This is a genomic window from Aeromonas sp. 25-AL00135, assembly GCF_054052385.1.
On sequence record NZ_JBSTYQ010000012.1, the window covers coordinates 63,970 to 77,354 of the forward strand.

Here is a 13,385-nt window from a genome sequence, read left to right on the forward strand (position 1 = left end):
TGCTCAATTGCTCGCCACCCTACAACACAGATAGACACATCGGAGCACACATAATGAAAAAACTGACCACAGTTGCCGCCCTGCTGATGGGCATGATGGCTGGAGCCAACGCCCAGGCTGACACCCGTATCGGGGTAACCGTCTACAAATACGACGACAACTTCATGGCGGTCGTGCGCAAGGCCATCGAGAAGGAGGCGGCAGCCACTCCGGGGGTGGAACTGCTGATGAACGACTCCCAGAACGACCAGTCCAAGCAGAACGACCAGATCGACGTGCTGCTGGCCAAAGGGGTGAAGGCGCTGGCCATCAACCTGGTTGACCCGGCTGCGGCACCGGTGGTGATTGAGAAAGCCCGTGGCGAAGATATCCCGGTGGTCTTCTACAACAAGGAGCCGAGCGCTACCGATCTGGCCAGCTACGACAAGGCCTACTACGTGGGCACCGACTCCAAGGAGTCAGGGATCATCCAGGGTCAGCTGATTGCCAAACACTGGAAAGCCCATCCGGAGTGGGATCTGAACAAGGATGGCGTGATCCAGTTCGTGCTGCTGAAAGGGGAGCCGGGCCACCCGGATGCTGAAGCGCGCACCTCCTACGTGGTCAAGACCCTGAACGATGGCGGCGTCAAGACTGAACAACTGCACATGGATACCGGTATGTGGGATACCGCCATGGCGAAAGACAAGATGGACGCCTGGATCTCCGGCCCCAACGCCAACAAGATCGAAGTGGTCATCGCCAACAACGACGGCATGGCAATGGGTGCAGTCGAGTCACTGAAAGCCCAGGGCAAGACTGCCATTCCGGTATTCGGCGTCGATGCGCTGCCGGAAGCGTTGGCCATGGTCAAGAGCGGTGCCATGGCGGGTACCGTGCTGAACGATGCGGCCAACCAGGCCAAAGCCACCTTCGAGCTGACCAAGAACCTGGCTGAAGGCAAACCGGCCGGTGAAGGCACCAAGTGGAATATCGTCGACAAGGTAGTACGTGTTGCCTACGTCGGTGTGGATAAAGACAACCTGTCCCAATTCGAGTAATTCCCTCCTCCAGGGCAAGGGAGATCCCCTTGCCCTTTTTTCAACCAGATGTGATGGCTGATATGACAACACAGCAACAATCAGAATGGCTGTTGGAGATGATTGACGTCAGTAAGAGCTTTCCTGGCGTCAAGGCACTCGATAATGTCAATTTACGGGTCCGTCCTCATTCTGTGCATGCGTTGATGGGCGAGAACGGAGCGGGAAAATCCACACTGCTCAAGTGCCTGTTCGGCATTTACGAGAAGGATCAGGGCAAGATCTTCTTCAAGGGGCAGGAGATCAACTTCACCTCCTCCAAAGAGGCGCTGGAAAATGGCGTCTCCATGGTGCATCAGGAGCTCAACCTGGTGTTGCAGCGTACCGTGATGGACAACATGTGGCTCGGCCGCTACCCCACCAAGGGGTGGTTTATCGACCACGGCAAGATGTATGACGACACCAAGCGCATCTTCGATGAGCTGGATATCGACATCGATCCCAAGGTGAAGGTCGCGACCCTGTCGGTCTCCCAGATGCAGATGATCGAGATCGCCAAGGCGTTCTCCTACGACGCCAAGATCGTCATCATGGACGAACCCACCTCCTCCCTGACCGAGAAAGAGGTGAACCACCTCTTCAAGATCATCAACAAGTTGAAGGATAAGGGGTGCGGCATCGTCTACATCTCTCACAAGATGGAGGAGATCTTCCAGCTCTGTGACGAGATCACCATATTGCGGGATGGCCAGTGGGTGGCAACCCAGCCGCTCAAGGGCATGACCATGGATCAGATCATCGGCATGATGGTCGGCCGTGAACTGACTCAGCGTTTCCCGGAAAAGACCAACCAGCCGAAAGAGGTGATCCTCGAGATCGAACACCTGACGGCGAAAAACCAGCCCTCCATTCAGGATGTGACCTTCAACCTGCACAAGGGGGAGATCCTCGGCATCGCCGGACTGGTGGGGGCCAAGCGCACCGATATCGTCGAGACCCTGTTCGGTATTCGCGATCGCAGTCAGGGCAGCATCAAGCTGCACGGCAAAGAGGTGGCCAACCACAACGCCCACGAAGCGATCCGCAACGGCTTTGCGCTGGTGACGGAAGAGCGCCGCTCCACCGGTATCTACTCCCGGCTCGATATCGCCTTCAACTCCCTGATCGCCAACATGGACAGCTACAAGGGCTCCATGGGGCTGCTCAGCGACAACAAGATGAAGAGCGATACCCAGTGGGTGATCGACTCCATGCGGGTCAAGACGCCGACCCAGCAGACCCAGATAGGTTCCCTCTCCGGGGGCAACCAGCAGAAGGTGATCATCGGTCGCTGGCTGCTGACCCAGCCGGAGATCCTGATGCTCGACGAGCCCACCCGCGGCATCGACGTCGGGGCCAAGTTCGAGATCTACCAGCTCATCCTGGAGCTGGCGAAGAAGGACAAGGGGATCATCATCATCTCGTCAGAGATGCCGGAATTGCTGGGGATCACCGACCGCATCATGGTGATGAGCAACGGCCGGGTCGCCGGGATCGTCAATACCAAAGAAACTGACCAGAGCGAGATACTGCGCCTGGCATCTCTGTACCTCTAGAGACAGGAAGACATTTATGGAGTCGGCTAAAAATTTCAATCTGATGCAGGCGCTCAAGGAAAACGCCATCTATCTGGTGCTGCTGGTGCTGCTCATGGTCATCGTGATCCAGGAGCCCTCCTTCCTGAGCCTCACCAACTTCAGCAACATCCTGACCCAGTCCTCGGTGCGGGTCATCATAGCGCTGGGGGTGGCGGGCATCATCATCACTCAGGGGACGGATCTCTCGGCCGGTCGTCAGGTTGGTCTGGCGGCACTCATCGCGGCAACCATGTTGCAGGCGCTGACCAACGTCAACAAGGTGTTCCCGACGCTGGGAGAGGTGCCCATTCCGGCGGTGATCCTGCTGGTCTGTGTGGTGGGGGCGCTGATTGGTCTGGTCAACGGTCTCATTGTGGCCTACCTGAACGTTACCCCGTTCATTACCACCCTGGGCACCATGATCATCGTCTACGGTATCAACTCCCTCTACTTTGACTCGGTAGGGGCCTCGCCGGTGGCCGGGTTTGATCCCCGCTTCTCCAGCTTCGCCCAAGGGTTTATCCGGATAGGAGGATTCAAGCTCTCCTATCTTACCTTCTACGCGGCCATCGCCAGCGTGTTCGTCTGGGTGCTGTGGAACAAGACCCGTTTTGGCAAGAACATCTTCGCCATCGGCGGCAACCCCGAGGCGGCCAAGGTCTCCGGCGTCAACGTGGCGGTCAATCTGGTGATGATCTATGCGCTGGCGGGGGTCTTCTACGCCTTCGGCGGCATGCTGGAAGCGGGCCGGATCGGTAGCGCCACCAACAACCTCGGCTTCATGTACGAGCTGGATGCCATTGCGGCGTGCGTGGTGGGCGGCGTGTCGTTTGCTGGCGGGGTGGGAACGGTCGCGGGTGTGATCACCGGCGTACTTATCTTCACCCTGATCAACTATGGCTTGACCTATATCGGCGTCAGCCCTTACTGGCAGTTCATCATCAAGGGCGGCATCATCATTCTGGCGGTGGCCCTGGACTCCATGAAGTACGCCAAGAAGAAATAACGATTGGCAGGGAGGGTTGGCGTTGCCAGCCCTCTCTTCTGGAGGGAACCCATGCCATTCAAGGTCAAGATTTACCTCTTGCTGCTACTGGCCATTCTGGTCACCATCGGCACCGCCGGACTCAGCGTGAATCACTTCATCAGTGGCTACATTCGCACTCAGGCCACCCACAACATCACCGAGCAGATCACTCTGGTCAAAGAGAAGCTGGCCAGCGACATCAATCAGAAGATCCTGTTGGCCGCCAACCTCAACTTCGGGGTGACCAACGTCAAGAAGACCCTGCAAGAGACCGGCTTTCACAACATCGTCAAGGTGATCGGCGACATGGCCTTCGATGTGAACGGGGTCATCAACGACAGCGCCAAAGTCGATGCCCTGCGCAAGCTGATCCCCGCCGCCAACAACCAGATCACCGTCAGCCCGCTGCAACAGGTGGATGGCAAGCCGGTCATCACCATTCTGGTGCCGCGCGGTGCTGATTCCGCCTATCTCTACTACCTCGACATGAGCGAGTTCAAGAGCCTGCTGGAGAAGATGAGTGGCGATGGCCGCTACTTCACGCTGGCCGACAGTCAGGGCAACAGCCTCTATGACAGCAAGCCGCAGGGGGAGAGTGAAGCGCGCCCCAACCAGCTGGATATTCGTGGCAGCAGCTGGACGCTGACCGGCTACATCGACCTCGATTACATCCGGGCCATGACCCGGGCCCTAAACGGCCAGATCATCATGGCGCTGTGCGGCGTGGCGATCGTGGTGATGGTGCTGGCAATGCTGGCGCTCAACGTGGCCTATCGCCCCATTCTCTCGTTGCGGGATCTGGTGCTGGAGCTCTCCCGTGGCAGTGGCGATCTCACCTGCCGGCTGGCGGTGACCAGCAAGGATGACCTTGGCCAGATCTCGGCTGGGATCAACCGCTTTATCGAGCGGCTGCAGGAGATGATGGGGGAGGTGCGGCAGGCGAGCGGCCAGCTCAACAGTGGTATAGAAGGGCTGGCCAGCCAGACCGGTGCCGCCCAGTCTCTGCTGGCGGATCATGTACGCGAGACCGAGCAGGTGGTGACTGCCATCAACGAGATGAGCCGCACCGCAGTCTCCGTCTCCGAGAGTGCGGCCAGCACCGCCCAGCTCACCGGCCAGAGCCAGCAGCTGGCAAGCCAGTCCCGTCAGGTGGTGGATCAGGCGATGGCCAGCGTGATGGCGCTGGTGGACGAAGTGGAAGCCACTGCCCGCTCCATTGAAGCGATGCAGCAGGATGTGCAGCAGATTGGCTCTGTGCTCGGGGTGATCGGCAGCATTGCCGAACAGACCAACCTGCTGGCCCTCAATGCCGCCATCGAGGCGGCCCGGGCTGGGGAACAGGGGCGCGGTTTTGCGGTGGTGGCGGACGAGGTGCGTTCCCTCGCGGCCCGTACCCAGCAGAGCACAGCCGAGATCCAGACCATGCTGGCCAGTCTGCAGCGGGGCACCCGAACTGTGGTGGATGCCATGGGCAACACCAAGCAGAGCTGTCAGGGGGCGGCCGAGAACACCACCAGGGTCAACGAGTCGCTGGATCTAATGGCGGGAGAAGTGGTGGAGATCAACGATCTCATCAGCCATATCGCCACGGCGGCGGAACAGCAGAGCGCGGTGGCCGAAGAGATCAATCGCAATATGAGCGCCATCGCTGAAGTGATCCGCCAGCTGACCCACAATGGCGAAGCGACGGTTGCCAGCTCTGCGGCGATGCAGCAGACCTACGACCGGCTGCGGGAGATCGTGGGTCACTTCCGACTGGAGTGAGGCCGATGTTGAGTCAATAACAAAACAGGGCCATCCGGCCCTGTTGTTGTTTTCCTGTCTGCCTGAATCAACCGGCCTTGCGGCGCAGATAGACCCCGGCTTCCATGTGATGGGTCCAGGGGAACTGGTCGAACAGGGCGAAACGGGCGATCTCGTGGGTTTCGCCCAGCACGGCCATGTTGGCCTGCAGGGTCTCGGGGTTGCAGGAGATGTAGAGGATGTTGTCGTACTCCTGCACCAGCTTGACGGTGGCATCGTCGAGACCGGCGCGGGGCGGGTCGACGAAGATGGTGTTGCACTGGTAGCTCTTGAGATCGACCCCCTTGAGGCGGTTGAACTCCCGCTCGCCACGCATCGCCATGGTGAACTCCTCGGCCGACATGCGCAGGATGATCAGGTTGTCGACGCCGTTGGCGGCGATGTTGAACTGGGCGGAGTCGACGCTCGGCTTGGCGATCTCGGTGGCCAGCACCTTGCGGAAGTTCTGCGCCAGCGCGATGGAGAAGTTGCCGTTGCCGCAATAGAGCTCCAGCAGGTCCCCTTCGCTCCCCTTGGTCACATCCAGCGCCCAGGCCAGCATTTGTTCGTTGATGGCGGCGTTGGGCTGGGTGAAGCTGTTCTCCACTTGCTTGTAGATGAGCTGGCGACCCGCCACGTTGAGCTGTTCGATGACGAAGTCATCCCCCAGACAGATCTTCTGCTTGTGGGCGCGGCCAATCAATTGCAGCTCGAACCCCTTGGCGCGCAGATCGGCCTGCAGCGCTTCGGCGGCCTGTTGCCATTCGGCCTCCAGCTTGCGGTGATAGAGCAGGCTGACAATGATCTGGCCGGACTGGGTGGAGAGGTAGTCGATCTGGAACAGCTTGCGGCGCAGCACCGGGTGTGGGCGCAGCCCCTCCAGCAGCAGCGGCATCAACTGGTTGATGAGGCGGCTGGCGGTAGGGAAGTGGTCTATCTTGATGATCTCTTTGGTCGCCGGGGCATACATGCAGTGGAAGAGGTCATCCCCTTCGTGCCAGATGCGAAATTCGGCGCGCATCCGGTAGTACTCCGCCGGTGAGCTGTGCACTTCCAGCGCCGGGAGGGTGAAGCCGGCAAACAGCTCGGTGAGGCGAGCGCGCTTTTCGTCGAGTTGGGCCTGATAGTCGGCCGCGGCTCTAGGCGCCGGAGCGTTCGCGGAAGGCTGTTGGGATTGGGTCATAAATACCTCACATGCACACCGGCCGGGCCGGGTCGAAATCGGGGGAAGGCAACAGGCCACCCAAAGGGGCCCGATTTTAAAAGCCAGCCGCAGATTGTCCAGCATTTTGTGGTCAAGAAGTGTTCAGTCAGGCCGATAGCTGATCTACAGGCATGGTGGGAGGACACATTATGCAGATCGAAGGCGTGGGCGCAGCCCAACCCAAGGGAGTGGGTGTTTCTCCCAAATCGCCCCAACAGGCGGAGCAGAAACAGGTCAAGAGCGAGGAGGCGGTCTCCTTGCACAAGCCGCCCAAGTGGGCGCAGGTGCTGATCCAGCAGGCATTGCAGTTCTCGCTGGAGATCAACGGCCAGGGCTATCAGGCGCCGAAGGTGAAAGAGCCCGAGGAGATCACCCCGGAGACCCTGTTCGACTTCCAGTCGGTGGCTGACAACGTGCTGCAGTTCGTGACCGGGCGGCTTGGTGCCGCGCGAGCCGATGGCAAATCCGACGACGACCTGACCGGGATGATGGAGCAGGCCCGCAAGGGGGTCGACAAGGGCTTTGACGAGGCGAAGAAGCAACTCGGCAAGTGGGCGACTGACAACGACGATATCAAAACCGGTATCGATCAGAGCTACAAGCTGATCCAGAAAGGGCTCGAGGAGTTCGAGAAGGAGTTCTTCGGCAAGGTCTCCCCGACCGACATGGGACAGGCCGAGATGGCCAGTCGCCAGCAGGGGTATCTGGAGATCCAGACCAAGGATGGCGACAAGGTGGTGCTGCGCTTCAACGATAGCTGGCAGACCAAGTCCCAGAGCAGCGAGAGCGGCAGCCAGTTCAGCCTCAAATCGAGCCAGAGCTTCAGCTTCTCGCTGGAGGGAGATCTCAGCAGCGACGAGATGGAGTCCATCGGCAAGCTGGTCAAGGGGATCGACGAGCTGGCGGGGAACTTCTTCTCCGGCAACTTCGAGGATCTGCTGAACAAGGCGGGCGAGCTGAAACTGGATGACAGCCAGCTGGCCTCCTACTCCCTCAAGCTCAAGCAGAGCGTCAAGCTGAGCCAGACCTATCAGGGGGCGCACTCCCTGCAGGATCTGATCAAGCCGTTTGCCGACTATCTGCCGAAGCTGGACCAGGTGCAGAAACAGGCGGATACCCTGCTGCCACCATCCCAGCAACAGGCGCTGACCCCGGCCGTGCTGGCCGCGAGAGGGGAAGGGGAACCTGCACAGGTCGATCGCTTCACCAGTTTCAACCGGCGGATGCTGGAGGCGCTGCGGATGATCAACCAGTTCCAGCCCTCCACCGAGCCCGCCAGTAAGAACGCCTGAGCCACAGCGCGTAACGCAAGTAATGTCCTGCCGTTTGCCAGCCCTTCCCGGGGCTGGCAAACTGGCCTTTTATCCAATCCGGTTGCCCCATGAACCCCAAGAAGCCAAGAGACAAGCGCGAGCTCTGCTACCCCTTTATCTTCGAAACCTCGCTCAAATGTGATTTTGAAATTGCCACCGACGAGCTCTGCTGTCAGGTCGGGGCAGTGCTGTCACACCTTGCGCCGGATGCGGATACTCGGCCCGTGATGGCGGATCTCGCGGCGTTGCAGCGACTTATCTATAACCTAAACGGCTCGGTACGCGGCAAGCTGGGGATCTTCGATGCAGATCTTGAGTGGCTCAAGGCCCGTTACGACCACTACAACGAGGCGAGTCGCGGCAGCGTCACCGGTTTCGTGCTGCCGCAGGGGCCGCAGCCCATTCCCACCCTCCATCTGTGCCGCTGCGGCAGCAAGAAGGTGGTGCGGCTGCTGGTCAGGCTGGAAGAGAGCGAGGTGGCCTTCGATCCCATTCTCTATCGCTTCACCAACCTGCTGGCCAACTTCTTCTTCGTGCTCACCGTCTACCTCAAGCAGCGCTGGCAGGTGCCGGAAGTGCCCTACGTCAGCATCAACTACTGATGGCGGCAGGCAAAGAGCCAAACGTCATGGTGGATTGAACGGAATAAAAAACCGGAGCCTTGGGCTCCGGTTTTGTTTATCAGCATGTCAGTTGCTCGCTCAGCTGGAGATCAGCACTCTCGCCGAGTTGGCGGGGATGGTGAGCTGCACCTCGCCCTGCACCACTTCAAACTTCTCACCGTTGAAGGCGTCGGTGAAGCGGCTGGCAGGGCTGGCGGTCTGCCACAGGGGCAAGCTGATGGTGCGCGGCTCGCTCGGATGGCGGTTGCAGGCCACCACCACCTGATCGCTTTGCAGGGTACGGGCGAACACATAGCTGTGGGGCCCGGCGTAGAGGGTCTGGATATCGCCACGGCGCAGGGAGGGGCGCTGGCGGCGGATCTGGATCAGCCGACGATAGTGGTCGTGCAGCACATGATCCCAGTCTGTGGTATCCCACGGGAAGCAGCGGCGGCAGTCCGGGTCGTTGCCGCCGGAGAGCCCCACTTCATCGCCGTAGTAGATGGACGGCACACCGATATAGGTGAGCAGCAGGGTGGCGGCCAGCTGCATCCGCTGCTTGTCTTCACCCAGCAGGTGGAGGAAGCGGGCAGTGTCGTGGCTGTCCAGCAGGTTGAACTGGGCCAGCTGGTTCTTGAACGGGATGTGGGCCCGCGCCAGCTTGAGCCAGCGATCCAGCTCTTCGGCGCTGATCTTGATGGGGTGGTAAGCGATATCCTGCCCCGCCAGGAAGGCGCGGATCGGGTGAGCGAAGCCGTAGTAGTTCATGGCGCCATCCTCCTGATCCCCTTGCAGCCACTGGCTCGCCTCGAAGAAGTGTTCGCCGAGCACATAGGCGTCCGGGTTCTCCTGCTTCACTGCCCCGCGAATGGCACGCACATGACTGCGATTGCCCTCGGCGGTGCCGCGCTCGCCCAGCATGTGGATGACGTCAAAGCGCCAGCCATCGATCTGGTAGGGGGCGCGCATCCAGTAACGGAGGATGGCGTCGTCGGCCCGATAGACGGCGTCTTGTACCTTCTCGCAGGAGAAGTCGAGCTTGGGCAGGCTGCGAATGCCCTTCCAGCTGACGTAATCCCCTTCTTTGTCAAAGGTGTAGAAGCTGCGCCACGGGGAGTCCGGGTTGCTCTGGGCTCCCAGTGGCGGGCAGAACCAGGGGTGCTCGGTAGAGGTGTGGTTGACCACCGCATCGAGGATGATCTTCATGCCGCGCTGGTGCAGGTTGCGGGTCAGCTCGGCGAACTGCTCGTTGCTGCCGAGGTGGGCATCCACCTTGAAGTAGTCCTGGGTGTCGTACTTGTGGTTGCTCGGCGAATCGAAGATGGGGTTGAGGTAGAGCGCCGTCACCCCGAGAGATTGCAGGTAGTGGAGCTTGGCATCGATGCCTGCCAGATCGCCGCCGTAAAATTCGCAGGCGCCGTGGCCCTCTTCGTGGCGACTGACCGGCTCGCCCCACGCCTTGCTGATCACCGCTTTGCCACGGTACTCGTACTCGTGATGCTTGACGCTCAGCGACGGATCGCCGTTGCAGAAGCGGTCGGGGAAGATCTGGTAGAACACCTGATCCTGCACCCAGGCCGGTGGCTGGTGCAGGCTGTTGAAGCGAAAATGCTGCTCCCGTGGCGGCATGGACGCGCTGACGCCCGCCCCGTGCAGCCACCACTGCTCCTCGTCGGTGAGGCACTTGAAGCTGTAGAGGTGGATATCCTGTCCTTTGATGAGCGGCAGGGTCGCCTGCCATACCTGCAGCCGATCGCGGGTGGAGACCGCTGTCATCGGGATCAGGTACTCCTCGTTATCCGGCTCGTGGCGCAGCCATACCTCGCGGATCGGCGCATCCAGCTCGCTAAAGAGGGTCAATTGCAGTGCGTCGGCGCTCTCTTTGAACCAGGGCGCCACCTGGGGATGAAACAGAAACGGATGGGTCATGATGCTTATTGAGTCAGAAGATCGGCGAGGGCATTACCCTGTTCATGCAATGTTTCGAGCTGGCCTGCCAGCGACTTGGGATCCAGTCCCAACTGGTCGGCGAGCGGTTTGGGGAAGCGGGCGATGATGGCCTGGGCAGGCACGCCCGCGTTCCAGGCGAAGGAGATAAACACGGCGAGGCGGATCAGCACCGCCTCCTTGCTGACCGGATCGTGGGAGAGCGGGTCAAGCTGTTGGGAGATGGCATCGACGAAGGCCTCGGAGAGGTTCCAGCGCCGCGCCAGCTCGGCGCCGAGCTGGGCATAGTCGTAGCCGAGCATTTCCCGCTGGGCCTCCACCCGGCTACTGCCGTTCTGGATCGACATATTGATCAGTTCTGCCTCTTCCGGCAGGGTGCTCTGGATCAGCAGTTCACCGATGTTGTGGATCAGGGCGCAGGTAAAGGCCGTTTCGGGATCCAGTGCCTTGGTCTCTTGCGCCAGGGTTTTGGCGATGGTGGCAACCTGGAAGGTCTCGGTCCAGAACTTGTTCTTGTCGAAGCTGGGCGGGGCCTTGAAGGTACCGATGATGCCGGAGGCGACCACCACGGAGCGCAGCCGGTTGAAGCCGAGCCGGATCACCGCCTGTTCGATGGAGGTCACTTCGTTGCCCCGGCGCAGGGCGGCCGAGTTGGCCATCCGCAGCACCTTGACGCTGATCACCTGATCCATGGCGATCTTGGCCGCAATCTCGTCGATGCGGGCATTCTCGTCGTTGAAGCTCTGCATCAACTCGTGCAGTAGCTTGGGAATAGTGGGGAGTTGTTTGATCTTGTCAAACAGGCGATCCATCGACATGGCTGAGGCAGCCTCCGTTGCGAACTCTGCCTCATATTGTGCCACAGCCGGACAACATGTTCCTGTTTGTGATGCGGCTTTGTGAGCGCTAGAACACCCAGTCGCGCAAGGTGTATTCCAAACGGTGCTGTTTGCCCTGCAGGATCAGGTTCTGACTGGTGCCGCTCAGGGTTGCACCCTCGGTAAGGGTGGTCAGCACGGCCTGTTCGATAGTGTCGAGCGGCGGCATGCAGGCCATTTCGGTGCTGCCCAGACTGGTGACCCACAGTTTGTCATCTTCCAGATGGCCCTGACCGAAGTAGCGGTTGCAACCGGCGATGCCGTTGACGGTGAAGTGCTCGCCGATCTCGAAATCGGGGGGATTGTCGCGGGGGGCCTTGATCGGTTCGCCATCCAGTTTGCTCAGTACCCAGTGGTGGTGTTGCAGATCTTGCTGAACAAAGGCGGTCGAGCTGCAGCCAGCGAGCAGTAACAGGGGGATCAGCAAAAAGGGCAATCTGGGCATGAGGGGGCTCCGGTTGGGGGAGCGTCAAGAATACCCTTTTTGGGCAGTCGGGAGCAGGGCGGGAGAGGGGACGACCGACCGCTTCTGTCGCCCCTTGTCCCGCACGACTGTCGCTTAATGGCAACACATTGGTGATGTTGCCATCGATTTACGCTATCTCAGGGCTCAGTTGGCGAACAGCCGCTCGGCATAACGGGCAAGACCCGCAGCCACCGAGCCAAAGTCATCCCCCCCCTCAAGCGGGATGGAGGGGAGCTTCTGGCGGATAAAGCTGGCGATCAGCGGCGAGCGGGCGCTACCGCCGGTGACGAAGATGCGATCCGGCTGCACACCGGCGGCGGCAATCGCTTCGTCCATCAGCTCGCCAATCTTCTCCAGCAGCAGGGCCGAGGCGTTGGCCAGCTGTTCGCGGGTCAGTTCCGCTTCAAGCCCTTTTTCCAGCTCGGCCAGCGACTGGCGATTGAGTTCCTGCTCCGAGAGGGCGATCTTGCCCTGCTCGGCACGCCATACCAGCTGGTGGCTCAGCTTGTGTGCCCGCAGGCTGGCCAGACGACCCAGCTTGCTGCCGGGTTGGCTGTCGAGCTGCAGATCCTGCAGCTGGCGGGCGGTGTCGAGGCTGTAGAAACGGCTCTGGGCGCTGATGTCGTTGATGGCGGCCGCATCCCAGAACAGCGGGTGGGGCAGCGGCTTGCCGGTCTTGAGGGTCTCGTGCATGCCGAGCAGCGGCATCATCCCTTCCACCGTCAGGCGGATATCGAAGTCGTTGCCGCCGATCCGCTGGCCGCTGTGGCCGAGCAGATCGCCGCTGCGATCCAACTGATCGCGGTAGCTGGGACCCATCCGCAGCATGGAGCAGTCGGTGGTACCGCCACCGATATCCACCACCAGCACCACGGCGTCTTCGGTTAGGCGCGCCTCGAATTCAAACCCGGCGGCCACCGGTTCATAGAGGAACTCCACCTGCTCGAAACCGGCCAGACGGGCCGCCTCGGTCAGGATGGCGATAGCTTGCTGGTTGCTCTCTTCCCCCGCCAGACCCTGGAAGTTGACCGGACGGCCGATCACCGCCTGGCGGATCGGTGCACCGAGCTGTTGTTCAGCCTGCTGGCGGACATGGAGCATCATGGCGCAGACGATGTCTTCAAACAGGGCGATCTGGGGGGCCTTGAGGCCATAGGCACCGAGGAAGGATTTCGGTGACTTGATGTAGTAGCCGTCGTCCGGCTCTTCCAGATAGCGCTCCAGTGCAGCGCCGCCAAAGCTCAGCTCGTCGATCAGTCCCTCTTCGCGCATCTGGCGGCGAACCATCTGGGCGCGGGTGACCACGGGGCCACGCAGCTTGAGGTACTCCGCCTGCTGGGCGGGGGCCAGCCCTTCGGCCAACAGACCGGCGATAGCATCCCGGTGGGGGGCATGCAGGGTGGAGGGGAGATAGCGGGATGCGCCAAGATTCAGCAGCCTGGGGCTACCTTGTTCCATCACGGCCACGGCACAGTTGGAGGTGCCGTAATCAAATCCGATAAACATGGGCGCCAGACTCCTGAATAAAAAA

Annotated in this window: 11 protein-coding genes; 6 read left to right on the forward strand and 5 right to left on the reverse strand. The window is 60.6% G+C overall.

Going from position 1 to position 13,385, the window contains the following annotated elements; all coding sequences use genetic code 11:
- Positions 1-53 precede the first annotated feature (53 nt).
- From mglB to ACW5XC_RS12665, 4 genes are read left to right on the forward strand one after another with little or no spacing between them, the layout of a single operon-like run.
- Positions 54-1,040: a galactose/glucose ABC transporter substrate-binding protein MglB gene (mglB, locus tag ACW5XC_RS12650; protein WP_005340747.1), complete on the forward strand. Its 987-nt coding sequence runs from the start codon at positions 54-56 to the stop codon at positions 1,038-1,040.
- Between the two features lie 53 nt (positions 1,041-1,093).
- A complete protein-coding gene (gene mglA / locus ACW5XC_RS12655) occupies positions 1,094-2,614 on the forward strand; it encodes a galactose/methyl galactoside ABC transporter ATP-binding protein MglA (protein ID WP_033136359.1) in 1,521 nt (506 codons plus the stop codon).
- A gap of 16 nt (positions 2,615-2,630) precedes the next feature.
- Positions 2,631-3,641: a galactose/methyl galactoside ABC transporter permease MglC gene (gene mglC / locus ACW5XC_RS12660; RefSeq protein WP_005342585.1), complete on the forward strand. Its 1,011-nt coding sequence runs from the start codon at positions 2,631-2,633 to the stop codon at positions 3,639-3,641.
- A 51-nt stretch (positions 3,642-3,692) separates the two neighbouring features.
- Positions 3,693-5,426 (forward strand): methyl-accepting chemotaxis protein, encoded by a 1,734-nt coding sequence (locus tag ACW5XC_RS12665; RefSeq protein WP_042054260.1) that lies wholly within the window; start codon positions 3,693-3,695, stop codon positions 5,424-5,426.
- Between the two features lie 67 nt (positions 5,427-5,493).
- On the opposite strand, the gene trmA is transcribed toward ACW5XC_RS12665, so the two are convergent.
- A complete protein-coding gene (gene trmA / locus ACW5XC_RS12670; protein ID WP_042054258.1) occupies positions 5,494-6,627 on the reverse strand; it encodes a tRNA (uridine(54)-C5)-methyltransferase TrmA in 1,134 nt (377 codons plus the stop codon).
- A gap of 170 nt (positions 6,628-6,797) precedes the next feature.
- Here trmA and ACW5XC_RS12675 point away from each other — a divergent pair, with 170 nt between their 5' ends.
- Together ACW5XC_RS12675 and ACW5XC_RS12680 are read left to right on the forward strand one after the other, a co-directional pair.
- Entirely contained in the window at positions 6,798-7,940 is a 1,143-nt protein-coding gene (locus ACW5XC_RS12675) for a DUF5610 domain-containing protein (protein WP_042054257.1), read from the forward strand.
- Between the two features lie 89 nt (positions 7,941-8,029).
- Positions 8,030-8,563, forward strand: a complete 534-nt coding sequence (locus tag ACW5XC_RS12680; RefSeq protein WP_042054256.1) for an ATP--cob(I)alamin adenosyltransferase — start codon at positions 8,030-8,032, stop codon at positions 8,561-8,563.
- A 99-nt stretch (positions 8,564-8,662) separates the two neighbouring features.
- Here the strand turns inward: ACW5XC_RS12680 and malZ are convergent, their stop codons facing one another.
- The 4 genes from malZ to yegD form a co-directional block, all read right to left on the reverse strand.
- Positions 8,663-10,492, reverse strand: a complete 1,830-nt coding sequence (malZ, locus tag ACW5XC_RS12685; protein ID WP_005356962.1) for a maltodextrin glucosidase — start codon at positions 10,490-10,492, stop codon at positions 8,663-8,665.
- Between the two features lie 5 nt (positions 10,493-10,497).
- Entirely contained in the window at positions 10,498-11,328 is an 831-nt protein-coding gene (locus tag ACW5XC_RS12690; protein WP_042054255.1) for an HDOD domain-containing protein, read from the reverse strand.
- A gap of 88 nt (positions 11,329-11,416) precedes the next feature.
- A complete protein-coding gene (locus ACW5XC_RS12695; protein ID WP_005340725.1) occupies positions 11,417-11,833 on the reverse strand; it encodes an META domain-containing protein in 417 nt (138 codons plus the stop codon).
- A 165-nt stretch (positions 11,834-11,998) separates the two neighbouring features.
- Entirely contained in the window at positions 11,999-13,360 is a 1,362-nt protein-coding gene (gene yegD / locus ACW5XC_RS12700) for a molecular chaperone (RefSeq protein ID WP_042054254.1), read from the reverse strand.
- Positions 13,361-13,385 lie beyond the last annotated feature (25 nt).